The sequence below is a fragment of the Nocardia sp. CC213A genome (genome assembly GCF_030766805.1).
In the GTDB taxonomy this organism is placed as follows: Bacteria; Actinomycetota; Actinomycetes; order Mycobacteriales; family Mycobacteriaceae; genus Nocardia; species Nocardia otitidiscaviarum.
The window spans coordinates 58024-73521 of record NZ_JASFXA010000023.1 but is presented as its reverse complement, the minus strand read 5'-3'; the positions used below and the strand labels follow the sequence as shown (position 1 = coordinate 73521).

At 70.3% G+C, this 15498-nt stretch carries 14 protein-coding genes; 7 read left to right on the top strand and 7 right to left on the bottom strand.

Annotation, left to right across the window (positions count from 1 at the left end):
- Positions 1-147 precede the first annotated feature (147 nt).
- Together QJS31_RS31730 and QJS31_RS31725 are read right to left on the bottom strand one after the other, a co-directional pair.
- Positions 148-1320, bottom strand: coding sequence for a Cmx/CmrA family chloramphenicol efflux MFS transporter (locus tag QJS31_RS31730; RefSeq protein WP_306358447.1), 1173 nt, complete (start codon positions 1318-1320; stop codon positions 148-150).
- 352 nt (positions 1321-1672) lie between these two features.
- Positions 1673-1933 carry a hypothetical protein gene (locus tag QJS31_RS31725; RefSeq protein WP_282785398.1) on the bottom strand — a complete coding sequence of 87 codons (261 nt, stop codon included), beginning with the start codon at positions 1931-1933 and terminating at the stop codon, positions 1673-1675.
- Between the two features lie 229 nt (positions 1934-2162).
- Between QJS31_RS31725 and QJS31_RS31720 the strand changes: the two genes are divergently transcribed.
- From QJS31_RS31720 to QJS31_RS31705, 4 genes are all read left to right on the top strand, one after another.
- Positions 2163-2729, top strand: a complete 567-nt coding sequence (locus tag QJS31_RS31720) for a hypothetical protein (RefSeq protein ID WP_282785399.1) — start codon at positions 2163-2165, stop codon at positions 2727-2729.
- 86 nt (positions 2730-2815) lie between these two features.
- Positions 2816-4951 carry a glycosyl hydrolase family 65 protein gene (locus QJS31_RS31715; protein ID WP_306358446.1) on the top strand — a complete coding sequence of 712 codons (2136 nt, stop codon included), beginning with the start codon at positions 2816-2818 and terminating at the stop codon, positions 4949-4951.
- Entirely contained in the window at positions 4948-5652 is a 705-nt protein-coding gene (locus QJS31_RS31710) for a universal stress protein (RefSeq protein ID WP_282785619.1), read from the top strand. The genes QJS31_RS31715 and QJS31_RS31710 overlap by 4 nt, the downstream gene beginning before the upstream one ends.
- A gap of 104 nt (positions 5653-5756) precedes the next feature.
- Positions 5757-7859, top strand: a complete 2103-nt coding sequence (locus QJS31_RS31705; RefSeq protein ID WP_282785620.1) for an AMP-binding protein — start codon at positions 5757-5759, stop codon at positions 7857-7859.
- 190 nt (positions 7860-8049) lie between these two features.
- Here QJS31_RS31705 and QJS31_RS31700 read toward each other — a convergent pair whose 3' ends face one another.
- From QJS31_RS31700 to QJS31_RS31690, 3 genes are read right to left on the bottom strand one after another with little or no spacing between them, the layout of a single operon-like run.
- Positions 8050-8709, bottom strand: coding sequence for an NAD(P)H-binding protein (locus tag QJS31_RS31700; RefSeq protein WP_282785621.1), 660 nt, complete (start codon positions 8707-8709; stop codon positions 8050-8052).
- 49 nt (positions 8710-8758) lie between these two features.
- Positions 8759-9091 carry a transcriptional regulator gene (locus tag QJS31_RS31695; RefSeq protein ID WP_282785622.1) on the bottom strand — a complete coding sequence of 111 codons (333 nt, stop codon included), beginning with the start codon at positions 9089-9091 and terminating at the stop codon, positions 8759-8761.
- Entirely contained in the window at positions 9088-9672 is a 585-nt protein-coding gene (locus QJS31_RS31690) for a hypothetical protein (protein WP_282785623.1), read from the bottom strand. Before QJS31_RS31690 ends, QJS31_RS31695 begins: the two co-directional genes overlap by 4 nt.
- 199 nt (positions 9673-9871) lie before the next feature.
- Here QJS31_RS31690 and QJS31_RS31685 point away from each other — a divergent pair, with 199 nt between their 5' ends.
- The gene (locus tag QJS31_RS31685; protein ID WP_306358445.1) at positions 9872-10813 is read left to right on the top strand and encodes an alpha/beta hydrolase; all 942 of its coding nucleotides are present in this window, start codon (positions 9872-9874) and stop codon (positions 10811-10813) included.
- Here the strand turns inward: QJS31_RS31685 and QJS31_RS31680 are convergent.
- The gene (locus QJS31_RS31680) at positions 10705-11310 is read right to left on the bottom strand and encodes a TetR/AcrR family transcriptional regulator (protein ID WP_282782977.1); all 606 of its coding nucleotides are present in this window, start codon (positions 11308-11310) and stop codon (positions 10705-10707) included. The two genes, QJS31_RS31685 and QJS31_RS31680, sit on opposite strands and share 109 nt — an antisense overlap.
- Before the next feature lie 194 nt (positions 11311-11504).
- On the opposite strand from QJS31_RS31680, the gene QJS31_RS31675 reads away from it, so the two are divergent.
- Entirely contained in the window at positions 11505-12488 is a 984-nt protein-coding gene (locus QJS31_RS31675; RefSeq protein ID WP_282782975.1) for an acyl-ACP desaturase, read from the top strand.
- A gap of 114 nt (positions 12489-12602) precedes the next feature.
- On the opposite strand, the gene QJS31_RS31670 is transcribed toward QJS31_RS31675, so the two are convergent.
- Positions 12603-13679, bottom strand: a complete 1077-nt coding sequence (locus tag QJS31_RS31670; RefSeq protein WP_282782973.1) for a CSLREA domain-containing protein — start codon at positions 13677-13679, stop codon at positions 12603-12605.
- A gap of 186 nt (positions 13680-13865) precedes the next feature.
- On the opposite strand from QJS31_RS31670, the gene QJS31_RS31665 reads away from it, so the two are divergent.
- Positions 13866-15497: a hypothetical protein gene (locus QJS31_RS31665; RefSeq protein WP_282782971.1), complete on the top strand. Its 1632-nt coding sequence runs from the start codon at positions 13866-13868 to the stop codon at positions 15495-15497.
- Position 15498 lies beyond the last annotated feature (1 nt).

Genomic DNA, 15498 nt, shown 5'->3' with positions numbered 1-15498 from the left:
GGAGCCGCTGGTGCCCCGAACCAGCGGCTCCCCGAAGCAGTCGATGACTCCGCGGTGTCGCGAGAGGGCGAACCGGCAATGCCTCCGTGCCGTCGACATCTGGGTGATACGGACCGGCACGGTCGGACGTCGACGGGCAGCGGCCCCTCAGCGCGGCGCGGTGGACACCTGCGCCGAGGTACCGCGGCGACCGAGTACGAGCACGCCCGCGGCGACGGTGACGAGCAGCGCGCCGCACCACAGCGCCGCCACCGGTCGCCGCGTGGCGTCCACGAGCATTCCGGCGGCCACCGGACCGAGTACCGCACCGAGATTGAAGGCGGTGGTCGCCAACGCACCCGCGATACGGGGCGCGGCCGGTGCGGCCGTCCCCACGATCGTGGCGATCAGCGTCGATCCGACGCCGAAGGCGAGCGCGCCCGCCACCGCCGCCGTGACCGTCAGCCCGACGAGCGTATGCGCGGTCAGGGCGGTGACAGCCCAGACCGCGATGAGCGCGCCGGTGCCGCCGGTGACGATCCGGTCGCGGTACCGGTCGCTGTACCGCCCCGCGACCGTCACCCCGGCGAAGGAGCCGATGCCGAACAACGCCAGCACCACCGGCACCCAGTACGGATCCACACCGAGACCGGCGGTGATGGTGCCGAGATAGGTGAAGGCGGCGAACGTCGCGGCATTGACCAGGATCGCGATCAGCCCGGCACGGACCACCCGGCGGTCGGCGACCACCGCCCACTCGCGTCGCACCGCCGTTCGCGGTGCGGCCGATTCGTCGCCGCCGCGCGGAACGAGCGCCCACACCGGCACCAGCAGCAGCGTGCTGACGGCCGCGACGGCCCAGAAGGCGGACCGCCATCCCCACAGCTGTCCGAGCAGCGTCCCCGCGGGCACCCCGACAATGCAGGCCACCGTCACCCCCGAGACCACGACCGCGGTCCCACGACCCACCAGCGCCGGACCGACCCAGCGTGGCAGCGCGGCCAGCACGATCGCCAGGAATCCGGCGTTCGCGATCGCGGCGAACACCCGTGTCGCCAGCAGTACTCCGAAATCCGTTGTCGTAGCGCCGATCACGTGGACGGCGCCGAACAGGCCGAGGAATGCGGTGACCGCGATCCCGACCGGCAGGCGACTCGCCACCATGGCCATGGTGGGCGCACCGAGCACCATTCCCGCGGCGAACAGCGAGGTGAGCAACCCGGCGGTGCCGAGCGAGACCCCGAGATCCGGCGCGATGCGGGGCAGCAGCCCCGACAGCATGAACTCCGACGTTCCCTGCGCGAAGACCGCGGCGGCGAGAACGTACACCACGAAGGGCATGAGAGCAGACTCCCCGTATTCGAGGCGCGGTCGTGTCGACGCGCCCGAGATGGTTGTGGAACAACACATCCGGCGTCGCGACGCAGCCTGACCACCGGTCGCTCACGGACCGGCGGACCTGCGCTCGCCACGCCGACCGACCCGTGGGCCGGTCGGCTATCGTCTGGACGCCTCCGGGGAATTCACGTCGCACACCGTAACAACTCGGGTGCCGCGCACCAACCGATTTGTGATCCGCGCCCCGTAGAGCATCCAGGACGCGTTCGATGCCGCCCGGTCCGGCGGCAAGCGGGTGTCGCTACCGCGTCCGTGCTGTGCGGAACGAGTCGCCGGTCGCGGTAACGGTTTCGGGTCAGTGCTCGGCGGATTCGGCGGTATCGCCGAACTCCTCCAGCGTGGCCAGTTGGAGGTGGATGTAGGCCGCGATGCGGTGGCGGGCGGAGGCGGGCAGGCGCTGTGCGTCCGCCGCGGTGAAGACCAAGTGGGCGAAACGGTCGGCATCCAGATCGCCCGGATCGGGGGTGCCGGGGACGACGCCCAGGTGGGGGCGGGTGGTGGACGCGGCGTGATCCGGTTCGTCGGGATCCGCCGCGGCCAGAGCGGTGCGCACCATGGTCCGACACTAACCCCGGGGCGGGGCGGGGGCCATGGGGGAGAGAACGGTTGGCGCGGGTGCGCCACGGTCGGTGGTGGACGACACATCGGCGCCTGGTTACCGAGAGGCAACATTCGTGGGGGCGGGGGCGATAGAGCTGAAGAGACGGTCGGCACCCCGGCTGCCTCGCCGGTCGGGGCGGACGTCGGCGTTCATCCCGGCGCGTCCCCCTGCCAGAGGAGCATCCATGGATTCGAAGGTCTGGACCAGCTGGACAGCGATCGCCGCACTGTCGGTCGCTGTACCCTATTCGATCGCGAACGCGGTGGTGGACGGCTGGTTGCGACATCCGGATCCCGGTACGCTCCAGGTGCTCACCGCCCCGCTGCAGGGCCTGGCCGCGGTCGCGCTCTGCCCGCCGTGGTGGCTGGGAGTGGGCTGCGTGCTCGCCGCACGGGCCGTGCCCGCCCGGCTGTTGTGGAGCGCGGCCGCTCCGGTCGGTGCACTGCTATCCGCCGGGATTGCGGTGTGGTTCAAGCAGATCGGCTTCTCCGGTGCCTCCGCGTGGCTGGTCGGCGCGCTGATTGCGCTGTGCGGCTTGATATTTCAGTTCAGCACGCTGCGATACCCGTATACCATGCCGCCGGCCGGGGTGTCGGAGCGACCGCCCAGCAATCCCGCTGTGGTGCGGCGCTCTGCCAACCCGCCACTCCCGCAGCGGTTCTGCGATGCCACGCCGTTCATCGACCGGCGTACGCATCGGCCCACCTACCGCCCGCTGGCCGCCCGCGGCCCCTATCGCGCACTGTCGTAACCAGGTGGTGGCACCGGGCGACCGGGTGGCGGATCGTAGAGGTATGGCCCGCTTCGGGGCAGGAAAGACGAGGGAGATGAACGACAATGGGGTTGTTCGACATAGCTCCGGACGCGACACCCGACGACGATGCCGTCGAGCGCGCCCATGATCCGCGGCGATGGACGGTACCGCAGCAGGCGAACCGCCCGGAGGTCGCCGATGCGGCGGTATTCACGGTCGCCGAGGGCGGTATCGCGGCGCGCGGCGCGCCGGAGGACGCCGATATCGACGCGGCGCCCGGCATTCTCGCCCAGGGGGTGTACGCGGGAACCGGTCCCGAGCAGCATCTGCTGGAGGGGCCGCGCTGGACGGTCCTCGGCGTCGATCCTCCGGTAGCGGGCGGTCGGCGCTACCTCGACCTGTATGCCGGCGTCCTGCACCACAGCGAAACCGGAGGGGGACAGGACTTTCACAGCCTCCGCTTCGCGTGTGCCGACCGGCCCGGCCTGCATGTGCTGCGCGCCGAGGCGGACGCCGGGCGGCTGGACCCCGGCCCACCGCTGCATCCACCGCCGCCGGAACCCGGGGTGCGGCATACCGAACTCGCCGCGATCTCCCCGCATCCGGGCGCCGAAACGCGCTGTCTGCGAGTCGAATCCGATGACACCGGCGGTGGGATCGCCGCGGCGGCCTCCCAGCGGCTCACCGCGGCCGACGGCACCGCGCGCCTGGACCGCATCACCGCCTGCGCCACCGACGCGGACGGCGGCGGCGCGAGCCGCGCCCTGCGCGAGCTGCGCCACGCCTGGGAGGCGGGGGTGGACGAGCTGCTCGCGCAGCACCGCCGGGTGTGGGCGCGGCGCTGGTCCGCCGTCGGCATCGAACTGCCCGACGATCCGGAAGTCGAACTGGGCGTGCGCTTCGCGCTCTTCCAACTTTGGAACAACGCGGGCGCGCACGGCGAATCCGCGGTGGGCGCGCGCGGCATCTCCGGTTCCGGCTATCGCGGCCACGTGTTCTGGGACGCCGACGCCTTCGTGCTGCCCGCCATGGCGAGTATCGATCCCGCCGCCGCCGAGGCCATGATCGCCTACCGGCTGCGGCGGCTGCCGGGCGCGCGTGCCCGCGCGCGCGCCGATGGCCGCGTCGGTGCGCGCTTCCCCTGGGAGTCGGCCGCCGACGGCTTCGACGTCACCCCGCGCAGCGGATTCCTCGGCGGCACCGAGGTTCCCATTCTCACCGGCGACCTCGAGGAGCACATCACCGCCGATGTGGCCTGGGCGGTGGATCATTTCGCCGAATGGTGCGGGCGTCCCGATTTCGCGCACACCACCGCGCGTGAGCTGCTCACCGAGACCGCCGCCTACTGGGCCGCGCGGGTGCGGGTGGACGCGGACGATCGCGGCCACATCGACCGCGTGATCGGCCCGGACGAGTACCACGAAACGGTCGACGACAACGCCTACACCAATGTCATGGCTCGCTGGAATCTGCGCCGCGCCGCCCGTCTGCATCCCCGGAACGCCGAGGAGGCAGCGGAATTCGCGCACTGGCGGGAGCTGGCCGAGCGCATCGTGGACCAGGCGCACCCGGACGGCCGCTACGAGCAGTTCGCCGGATACTTCGAGCTGGAACCGCTCACCATGGCCGACGTCGGCGCCCGGCCGCCGGTGGCGGTGGACGTCCTGCTCGGGCAGCGTCGGGTGACGGGCTCGCAGTTGATCAAACAGCCCGACGTGCTGATGCTGCACCACCTGGTGCCCGAGGAGACCGTGCCCGGTTCGCTGCCGGTCAACCTCGACTTCTACGGTCCGCGTACCGCGCACGGCTCCTCGCTGTCACCCGCCGCCATGGCCGCGCTGCTGGCACGCGCCGGACGTGCCGACGCCGCGCTGGAGATGCTGCGCGCGGCGCTGCGGCTCGATCTCGACGATCGCACCGGCAGCACCGCGGTGGGCCTGCACATGGCCACCGTGGCCGGAGTCTGGCAGGCGATGCTGACCGGCTTCGCCGGGGTCCGGGTGCGCGACGGCGTGCTGCGGGTGCGGCCGGTGCTGCCGGACCGCTGGCCGCGGCTGCGGCTGGCGTTCCACTGCCTGGGTCGTCGCATCCGGCTCGACATCACCCACACCGGTGTCGGCGTGCACAGCGACGGCCCGGTGACCATGGCGGTCGGCGACCGCGCCGCACACCCCGTCGTCGGCGCGGCCTGGTGGCCCACCGATGAGGAGACCCCATGACCGATATCCTGGTCCGGCCCGCGCCCACCACCGAGGTGATCGCGGCCGACCTGGCCCGATCCCTGCGACTGGGCACCCGGTACACGCCGAAGGACGCCTCGGACGCCGAATTCCTCGACGCCCTGGACGATCCCGACGTGCTGATGGGCGTCGTCGGATTCGACGACGACGTCTGGTGGCTGCTCCAACATGCGCGCGATCCCCTGGTTCTGGTCCCCGCCGTGGTGACACCGCGGCCCGGCGGCACGCCCGGGGCCATCGAACGCGTGCTGCTGCCGCTCGACGGCACCGAGGAGGCGGCGCGGGCGGTCGCCGAGACCGCCGGGCTGTTCCACACCGCCGGAATCGAACTCGTCCTGCTGCACGTGTTCGACGAACGCACCGTTCCGGCGTGCTGGGACCAATCCGCGCACGCCCGCGAGGCGTGGGAGACGGAATTCCGGGCGCGGTTCTGCCGCCCCCTGGTACCGCACCCGCACCCCGAGATCACCCTGTGCAGCGGTGAACCCGGCGAGCATGTGGTCGAGGTGGCGGCGCGGGAGGCCGATCTGGTCGTCCTGGGCTGGTCGCGGCGACTGGCCCCCGATCACGCCCGCACCGTGCGCGCGGCGGTCGACGCGGCGGCGGTCCCGGTGATGGTGATCCCCGTGCGGACCCGATTGTGCTCGGTCATAAGCGATTCGGCCGCGACTGGTGAATAGACCGGGAACCGGTGCATTCGGATCCCCGCGGCCGCGCGGATCGGTAGAACGGAGCGATCCCGACCGGATTGGTGTGCGCGGGCCCGGCAAGGAGTGGCGCTGCGGTGGTGACCGATGTCTTCGATGCGGCCGCTGAGATAGCGATTCCGAGGCATGCGCTGTGGGCGCTGCTGCTCGAACCCGAGACCTATCCACGCGTCTACCCCGGGATCGGTGCATGCGAACAGGTGGGCGTGGTCGAGGGAAATCCGCTGGTGCTCTTCCGCATCGGCACCCCGGACACCGGAATCGCCATCCTCGAGGTGCGGGTGCGGGCGGGCCGCGCGGGGGAGAGCCTGGAACTGCAGTGTCCGGCCCGCGGCAGCTTCGTGACCGTGCGGATGGTCGGCGACGACGCGCGCACGCGGGTGACGGTGACCTGCTTCGCCGTCGGGCGGCTGCATCCCCGGCTGGCGGAGTTGCCGAAATCCGCGGTGGTGCGCTGGATTCGAACCGGATTGGAGCGCGCCGCCGATATCGTGCGGGGGAAGGCGACGTCGGTCGCGGTCAATGGCGAGGACTCAGGGGTACGGCGCGCGGTCGGGGTGGCCCGGCAGGTGCTCGAGACCGGTGTGGTGGGCCCGAGCCGTCCCGACGTGGTGGTCCGGCAACTGCGCGGACTGGCGCGCTGGGGGTTCAATCTCGCGGGCGCCTACGCCGCCGGAGCCGCCCGCGCGCCGCATCGCGTCGCCGTGGTGGACGGGCACGGCAGCCGCACCTACGCCGAGATCGACCGGCGCAGTGACGCATTGGCCCACGCCATGGGCGCGCTCGGGCTGCGCTTCGGCGACGCGCTCGGCCTGCTCGCGCGCAATCACGCGGGGATGGTCGAAACCATGGTCGCCGCCGGGAAACTCGGCGTGGACACGGTGCTGCTCAATGCCGGACTGTCGGCGCGGCGGATCGAGGAGATCGTGCAGCGCGACCGGCTCTCGGCCCTGTTCGTCGACGGTGAGCTGGAATCGCTGGTCGGCTACCTGCACGAGGGCATCCCCCGGGTGACGACGGACGGCGACCGGCCCACGGCCGGGCGGCTCACCATCGATGATCTGATCCAATTGGGGGCGAAGGGGTTTCGCAAACCGCCGCAGCCCGGTCGACTGGTGGTGCTCACCTCCGGCACAACCGGCGCGCCCAAAGGCGCGCGGCGACCGAACGCGCGGGGTTTCGGCGCCCTCGCCGCGCTGCTCTCGCGCATTCCGCTGCGGATGAACGACACCATGCTCATACCGGCCCCGCTGTTCCACACCTGGGGGCTGTCCGGACTGCAACTCGGCGCGGCGCTGCGGGCCACCGTGGTGCTGCCCGCGCGGTTCGACGCGGAGGACACCCTGCGCCTCGTCGCCGAGCACCGGGTCACCACCCTGCTGGTGGTGCCGACCATGGCGCAGCGGCTGCTCGACCTGCCGACCGCGGTGCGGGCGCGCTACGACACCTCCAGCCTGCGCATCGTGGCCAGTTGCGGTGCGCCGCTGGCGGGTTCGACGGTGCTGCGCTTCCTGGACACCTTCGGCGACATCCTCTACAACATCTACGGTTCGACCGAGGTGTCGTGGGCGACCATCGCCACGCCGGAGGATCTGCGCATCTCTCCCATGACGGCGGGGCGACCGCCGCTGGGCACGAAGATCGCGGTACTGGGCGACGATCGGCGGCCGGTGCCGGTGGGCGTCACCGGCCGCATCTTCGTCGGCAACCAGATGCTGTTCGACGGCTATGTCAATGCCGTGCCACCCGAGGAGAACGACGGACTGCTGGATACGGGCGATCTCGGCTATCTGGATGTGAGCGGGCGGCTGTTCATCGTGGGCCGGGAGGACGAGATGATCATCTCCGGCGGGGAGAACGTCTTCCCGCGTCCGGTGGAGGAGGCGCTCGCCCAGCTGCCCCAGGTCAACGAGGTCGCGGTGGTGGGCGTGCCCGATCCGGACTTCGGACAGCGCCTGGCGGCGTTCGTGGTGCGCAATGCCGGGGCCGGGCTGGACTCGGAGATGGTGCGCCGCTACCTGCGCCACCGCCTCGGCCGCGTCTCGGTACCGCGCGATGTGGCCTTCGTCGACGGTCTGCCGCGTGGCGAGACGGGCAAGGTGCTCAAGCGCCTGCTGACCGCGCCGGAGGACGGGGACGTAGCGGCGGCATCCGGCGAGGCGATCCGGCTCGGAGAATGACGTACGGCGGCCGGGCAGCACCCACACGGCGCTGGGGTATCGCGATGCCGACGTGCTGAGACGCTCACCCGCCGAACCGGCGCTGGCGAGTCGCGACGCCGACGCGACGCGATGCCCGCCGAACCGGCGCTGGCGAGTCGCGGCGTTGAGCGCGGGCCATCCCGGCATTCGAGAGGGGGTGTCGTGTGGCCTAGGACGTCGCGGCCACCAGACGGGCCACGGCCTCGTCCACCGGGGTCTGTCCGCCGGTGAGTTCGACGAGCATCCGGTCGAGGCGTGGTTCGTGCAGGGCGGAGGCGAGGAAGGCGGCCACGTCGTCGCGACGCACGCTGCCGTACTCGATGGCGAGCCCGGCGTTGACCCGGCCGGTGCCGGGATAGTCGATGAGTGTGCCCGGGCGGACGATGAGCCAGTTCAGGTCGGTGCGGGCCAGATAGGCGTCGGCGATCTTCTTGACCCGCATGTAGTGCTCGAAACCCTCGGTGGTTTCCCGGTTTCGCCCTGCCTCCGGGAATACCGAGACCAGCACGAATCGCGACACCCCGGCCAGCGCCGCGGCATCGGCGGCCTTCTCCAGGCCCTTGCCGTCGATGGCGGTGGTCTGATCCATGCCGGTGCCGTGCGCCCCCGCCGAGAACACCACGGCATCGTGCCCGGCCAGCTTCTTCGCCAATTCGTCGACGGAATCGTGGATGAGATCCCCCGGCACCGGCACGGCGCCGGATTCCCGCACGGTCTCGACCTGTTCGGGATTGCGATACATCCCGCTGACCTCGTCGCCGCGGTCGGTCAGCAGCCGCGCGAGCCGCCGTCCGACACCCCCGGCCGCACCGATCTGGAAAACCTTCATATCCCGATCATGCCTGTGGCCGTGCGGCGGAGACCAGTCGGCCACGCGCCTACGACGCATCCCGCTCGGGCGTCGGCTGTTCGGTGGCCTCGATGAGGGCGCGCAGGGTGGCGAGTTCGGCATCCAGGGCGTCGCGGCCCGCGGCGGTGATGGCGAGCCAGGTCTTGGGTCGGCCGCGGCCGGTGACCCGGTTGCCCGTGATCAGCCCGGCCTGTTCGAGCACCTTCAGATGCCGGTTCAGATTGCCGTCGGTGAGGCGCAGATTGTCCCGCAGCACACCGAATTCCATGGAGACACCGGAGCGCAACAGGGCCAGGATGCCGAGCCGGGTGCGCTGGTGCACGACATCGTCGAGGTCGAGCGACGGGTGCGGGTCGCTCATGCGGCGGTACCGGCGTCGGTGCGGACCAGTTCCACCATGGCGGCCAGCGCGGCGGTGACACCGACCACCAGGGCGAGCAGCGCGTACCCGTGCTCGGGTTCGGTGATGCCGACGATGACCGCGACCGCGATGCTGGCCAGGGCGACCGCGGCCGTGGTGAGCGACCGCAGTGCCGCCGCGAAGACGGCGAGTCCGATGCCGACGGCCAGCCAGGGGGCCACCAGCGCCCACTCACCCCGGTAGAACCAGCCGAGCAGTTGCGTGGATACCAGCAGACCCAGTGCGGCCAGTATGACGATGCCGCCCCGCAGATCCGGGAGCTGCACTCGGCGGGTGGAGAAGTACCACCCGCAGGCGAGCGCGGCGGCGAGGGAGACGACGATCCAGTACCAGCCCATGGCGTTCGTACCCTCGAACAGGATGGCGGCCGGTACCGACGCGAGGGTGGTGACGGCGATGCACAGCATGGGGAACCACATGGGGGCGGCCAGCTTCCAGCCGCGTCGGGTGAGGTGTTCCATATCGTCCACCAGTTGCCGGGCCTGCTCGGAACCGGGATTACTTTGTGATGCAGAGTTCATATATTCACTTTGCGCCGCAAAGCTACGCCGGTCAAGGCGTGGCGAGGCCCCTTGACGCGGCGGCGTCCGGAAAACTGAGCAGCATCCGGCCTCCCGTCCGGAAGGATGGAACAAGCGCAGGTCAGCGCGATTTCGCTGGCTCCCACGCAGCGGCGGAACGCGAGTTGTCGCCCGCCGTCGCACCGATGACGCTGGAGGTATGGACTTCGAGCGATACGCCCACTTCCTCCCCGCCGACTACCGCCGCGAACCCCTGCCGCCGCCGACCTCCACCTGGTGGTCCTGGCGCGGTCGCCGCGTGCACATCGCCCGGGCGGACGCGCCCGAATCGCCCGCGCGCGCCCTGGTGATCCACGGCGCGGGCGGCTACTCGGCCGCGCTGTGGCCGCTGACGGCGCTGGCCGCGAGGGCCGGGATCGAGGTGCTGTCCCCGGATCTGCCGCTCTACGGCGACACCGTCGAACCCGATCCGGCCGGGGTGCGCTACGGCGACTGGGTGGAGTCGCTGTGTGATCTCGTCGTCGCCGAACGGGATCGCGACGAGCGCCCGCTGCTGCTGTTCGGCGCGAGTATGGGCGGCATGCTGGCCTACGAGGTCGCGGCGCGCACCGGGGGGATCGCCCACGTGGTCGCCACCTGTCTGCTCGACCCCGCCGATCCGGCGGCGCGGCGGGCGGCCGCGCGCATCGGTGCCACGGCCGCGCTCGCGCCGGTGCTGCGAGCGCTCGACCCGCTCCTCGGACGGGTGCGCGTCCCCATTCGCTGGCTGGTCGATATGCGGGCGATGAGTCTGAATCCGGAACTGTCGCGGCTGTGCGCCACCGATCCGCGGGGCGGCGGCGTCCACATCCCGCTCGGATTCCTCGCCAGCTTCCTGACTTTCGCGCACACCCCGCCGGAACGCTATACGGCCGCGCCGGTCACCCTCGTGCACCCGGCCGCCGACCGGTGGACGCCGCCGGAACCGAGTCTGCGCTTCCTCCGCCGGATCGCCGCGCCCACCGAGGCGGTGCTGCTCACCGGCTGCGGCCACTATCCGATCGAGGAACCCGGCCTGACCGAACTCGCGGGCGCGCTGCGCTCCGTGCTCGCGGCCGTCACCGGATCGGGAACCAACAGTTCGGCGAAGCGCACCAGTTGATCGGTATCGATCGTGTGCCGGGTGAGCACCCGGTGCAGATGCGCGTCGACCGCGTGCACCAGCGTCCGGGCCGCCAGTTCGACATCCTCGCCACCGCGCCCGCATCGTTCCAGGTGGTAGGCGACCTCATCGACCAGATGGTCCTCGAACGCGCGCAGCGCCGTCACCTCCTCCGGCAGCCGCGGCGCGAGCCGGTGCAGCAGGCCGTGCAGCGCCGGGCGATCGCGGTGCAGGTCGGCCACCGCGTCCAGAATGGCGTACAGGGTCTCCGGGAACGACGGCCGCTCGACGCGCAGCCGCCGGAACACCGCACCCAGGCGGCGTCCGCCCTCCTCGACGTGCGCGTGCGCCAGCGCGCGCAGGATGGCGTGCTTGTTCGGAAAGTATTGGTACACCGTGCCGATCGACACCCCGGCCCGGTCGGCGATGCGATTGGTGGTCGCCGCCAGCCCCTCCCGGGAGAACACCTGCGCGGCGGCCTCCAGCACCACCGCCACGGTCTCCCGAGACCGGCGCTGGCGTGGCTGTTTTCGCGGTGTGTCGATGCTTCGAGCATAGCCGTCGGGGCGGTGATGACATTAGCCGATCTTGGACGGGACGTTCGTCCCTACCGGCGCCTCGGCCGTCGTGGTGGTGTGGGCGATTCAGGCCGCGAATCGACGCGGCCCCGAACCGGTTCGAGGAGTGCGGTGTGCGCGCATTGACGCAGCGAGAGATCTTGACCGAGTTGGAACCCGTGGCCGGGGAGTGCGTGAACCGGCATCTGAAGATGGCCAAGGACTGGCATCCGCACGATTACGTGCCCTGGGACGAGGGCCGCAATTTCGCGATGCTGGACGGCGTGGACTGGGAGCCGGGGCAATCCCGGCTCAGCGACGTGGCCAAGGCGGCGCTGGTCACCAATCTGCTGACCGAGGACAATCTGCCGTCCTACCACCGCGAGATCGCGGAGAACTTCTCGCAGGACGGGGCCTGGGGGACGTGGGTGGGGCGCTGGACCGCGGAGGAACAGCGGCACAGCGTCGTCCTGCGCGACTATCTGGTGGTGACCCGCGGCGTCGATCCGGTGGCGCTGGAGCACGACCGCATGACGCATATGACCAACGGATTCGGCGCCCCGGCCGCCGCCCTCGACGACGGCCTGGGGTTCCTGCACTCGGTGGCCTACGTCAGTTTTCAGGAACTCGCCACCCGGGTGAGCCACCGCAATACCGCGCGGGTGTGCGACGACCCCGTCGCCGACCGCATGCTGCAGCGCATCGCGGCCGACGAGAACCTACACATGATCTTCTACCGCACCATGTGCGGCGCGGCCCTGGATCTGGTGCCGGACCAGGCCATGCAGGCCATCGACACCATTGTCGAGAACTTCCGCATGCCGGGCGCGGGCATGCCCAACTTCCGCCGCAACGGCGTCCTCATGGCCAAACATGGCGTCTACGATCTGCGCCAGCATCTGGAAGAGGTGCTCATGCCCGTGGTGCGGCAGTGGAACATCTTCGACCGCAACGACTTCGGTGCGCGCGGTGAACAGGCGCGGGAGCGGCTGGCGGCCTTCCTGGAGGACCTGGAGACCGTCAAGATCCCCCGATTCGAGGAGCAGCGCGATCGGGCGCTGGCGCGGGAACAGGCACGGAGCGCGTCACCCGCCGATCCGGTCCGCTCGTCACGATGAGCCCGCCGTGGCCCCCGAGACGAGGATGGACACGATCCAGGTGAAACCCTGGCCCAGTGCGGTCATCCAGTCGCCGACATTGAACGAACCCATGGCGGATTCCCTCCGTTCTCGTCAGGGATGGACCTCGTCGCCCGCCGCGGTGAGATCGCAGGAGTCGTCATTGCTGCGATTGGCACCCGTGGAGATGATGACGGCGAAGACCTTCTTGCAATTCTGCTCACCCATACCCGCGGTGTTGTACGCGATGGTCGAACCGCGCAGGATGAGCTTGCCCATTCCGGGATTCACCGCATCGGTGAATTGGTAGGGAAGCGTGTCGAGATAGGCGGGGGCGATATTGATCCCCCCGCCTCCGTCGGACGCGGTATTGCCGGTCACCGCGGTGTCGATGAGTACCACCTCACCGACCCCGCGAATATCGAGACCGCCGCCGCGCCCGGCGAATCCGCCGATCCGATACCAGCTGCGATGCGGATTGACGACATGATTGTCGGTAATGGCCGAGCGGGTGAAGACACAGGTGTTGTCGCAGCGGACGCCGCCCGCCTCGCCCGCGGCATTGCCGGTGACAATGCTGTCGGTCATCCGCATATCGGCCACCGGGATATTGAAGATGCCGCCGCCGTAGTCGGCGGCATTGCCGGTGACGAGCACCCGGTCCAGGCGCAGTCGGCCGGAGTTGGCGATACCGCCGCCGCCGGTTTCGAAGAACGGTATCTCGTGCTGGGCGGCGCTGCCCCCGGTGACGGTCAGATCGCTGATCGACACGGTGGCGGTGGTGAGCATGACCCGGTCGATGTGCGCGGCATCGATGACGGTGCGGTCGCGGCCCGCGCCGACCAGGGTGGTGTCGGCGGTGATATCGAGATCGCCGGTGGTCGGATCGATGAACGGGCCGTTGACATTCCACGGATTCGGCGGCACGGTCAGCACATAGCGACCCTCGGGAATGTGAATGGTGCTGCCCGCCCGCACATTCGCGGCCTGGACGGCGGCCCGCAGCGTGCATTCCCCTGCCTCCGTGCGGCACTGCCCGTCGAAGGGGTTCGCCGCCGGTGCGTCCGCCGTGGTGGATACGGTGAATACGGCCGGGCCCGCCGAACCGGTGTCGGCCGCGGCGTACGGCGAGGCGGTGCACAGGGCGAGGAGAATTCCGGTGAGGACGCTGGATATTGTGGAGATCTTCATACGCACAACTACTCTCGCATTGGTGCTTTCCGGTGTAGCAGAAGGCGTCCGGGTGGCGAGGTAGAACGATCGGATTACTGTCGAGTGCACAACGGCGGCGGAGAAATCCTGGCATATTGCCGGATGGACGGTTTTCGAACCGAACTGGCAGGGTATGGACAATTCCTGTGCCGAATCCGGAGTGTCATGATCAGCAACGAACACACCCGCCGCAGCACCGCCCGCATGGCGGCTCCGCTGGTCGCCCTGCTCGCCTGTGTCGCCGCCGCGACGGGAATCGCTCGGGCACAACCGGATTCGATGACCTGGTATGTGCGCGCGGGAGCCACGCCCGGTGGGTCGGGGGAGGCGGGCGCGCCCTTCGAGAGCCTGGCTCGGGCCGCAGCGGCCTCCCGCGCGGGCGACACCATCGTGATCCAGCCCGCGGCCGCGGCCCTGGACGGCGGCATCGCGCTCAAGCCCGGGCAGCGGCTGGTGGGCGGGGGAGCGGAGGTCATCGGTGCGCCCGACGGGGCCGAACTGCCACGGCTCACCAACACCACCGGTGACAACGACGGCGACGCGGTGCGGCTGGCCCCGGGGGCCCAGGTCCGCAATCTGGTCATCGACGGCGCGCAACGCGGCGGCATCTACGGGCACGATGCCGCGGACGCCGTGATCAGCGGTAATCGGGTCACCGGGACCAACCGGCGGTGCGCCGACGGCTTCATGATCGGGCCGTTCACCCTGCCGCCCGGCATCGCGGTGGGCGTGGCGGCGGACCCGCTGCCGGAGTTCATCATCCTCAACAACGGCTGGGCGGCCATCATGGCCGACTTCTCCGCGGCGACCGGCACCATCCGGATCGAGGGAAATATCGTGCACGACACCGCCTGTGGCGACGGCATCGACATTCGCGCGCACGGCACCAGCGTGGTCGACGCCCGGTTGCGCGACAACGCCATCCGGGATATCAACCTCGGCTTGGCCAAACTGTCGGTCCTCGCCCTCGGGCTTCAGGCCGGTGACACCGCGCGCCTGACCGCCGAACTGGTGGGCAACCAGCAGATCGGCATCGCCCCGCTGTCGTCGCCGCTCAATCACCTGGCCGACAGCGAAGGGCTGTTCATCAACCCCATGGGCCGGGCCGTCATGGATGTCACGGTGGACCGCAACGAGTTCCGGGACGGCCACGGCAATTTCTCCGCCAACGGTCTGGAGTACGTCACCACCAACGGCACCCCGCAGAGTCGGGTGACGGTCAGCAACAGCACCTTCGAGCATGTGCGCGGCGACATCATCGAGAGCTACAACCTCAGCACCGAAGGGGCGCGGCAGTCGCTGTCCCTGAACAATGTCAGCGCCTTCCACTCCACCTTCCCGGCGGCGGTGCTCAATCCGGTGATTCCGGCCAACCTCGGCAGTTGCCTGGTGACGACCAATTTCGGCCGCACCGGCAGCACCCACCTCGAGGTCACCGACTCGCGGTTCGGCGATTGCAGCGCCGACGGCATCGGGCTCATCAGCTATACGCCCACCGGCCCGGAACCCGCGACGGCGCAACTCACCTTCGACATCCGGGACACGACGGTCACCGGTGCGGCGGCCAACGGGCTGGCGATCGTCAATGTCGGCGATACCGACGTGGTGCGCGGGAGCATCGACCGCACCTCGGTCTCCGGGGTGCGGGGTAGGCTCATCGACTCCCGCAACACGGGTGTGATCGGCAGTGTCGCCATGGAATTCGGCACCGGCACCCTGGACGGTGCGGCGGTGAGCTGCCTCGCCGCCGACCATCCGAGGGTCGAACTGTCCGCTTTCGCGGTGACCTGCCGGTGAG

Excerpts from the sequence above, each read along its gene's own strand:
- QJS31_RS31730 (WP_306358447.1), bottom strand. The coding sequence starts at position 1,320 with ATGCCCTTCGTGGTGTACGTTCTCGCCGCCGCGGTCTTCGCGCAGGGA.
- QJS31_RS31725 (WP_282785398.1), bottom strand. The coding sequence starts at position 1,933 with ATGGTGCGCACCGCTCTGGCCGCGGCGGATCCCGACGAACCGGATCAC.
- QJS31_RS31720 (WP_282785399.1), top strand. The coding sequence starts at position 2,163 with ATGGATTCGAAGGTCTGGACCAGCTGGACAGCGATCGCCGCACTGTCG.
- QJS31_RS31715 (WP_306358446.1), top strand. The coding sequence starts at position 2,816 with ATGGGGTTGTTCGACATAGCTCCGGACGCGACACCCGACGACGATGCC.
- QJS31_RS31710 (WP_282785619.1), top strand. The coding sequence starts at position 4,948 with ATGACCGATATCCTGGTCCGGCCCGCGCCCACCACCGAGGTGATCGCG.
- QJS31_RS31700 (WP_282785621.1), bottom strand. The coding sequence starts at position 8,709 with ATGAAGGTTTTCCAGATCGGTGCGGCCGGGGGTGTCGGACGGCGGCTC.
- QJS31_RS31695 (WP_282785622.1), bottom strand. The coding sequence starts at position 9,091 with ATGAGCGACCCGCACCCGTCGCTCGACCTCGACGATGTCGTGCACCAG.
- QJS31_RS31690 (WP_282785623.1), bottom strand. The coding sequence starts at position 9,672 with ATGAACTCTGCATCACAAAGTAATCCCGGTTCCGAGCAGGCCCGGCAA.
- QJS31_RS31685 (WP_306358445.1), top strand. The coding sequence starts at position 9,872 with ATGGACTTCGAGCGATACGCCCACTTCCTCCCCGCCGACTACCGCCGC.
- QJS31_RS31670 (WP_282782973.1), bottom strand. The coding sequence starts at position 13,679 with ATGAAGATCTCCACAATATCCAGCGTCCTCACCGGAATTCTCCTCGCC.
- QJS31_RS31665 (WP_282782971.1), top strand. The coding sequence starts at position 13,866 with ATGATCAGCAACGAACACACCCGCCGCAGCACCGCCCGCATGGCGGCT.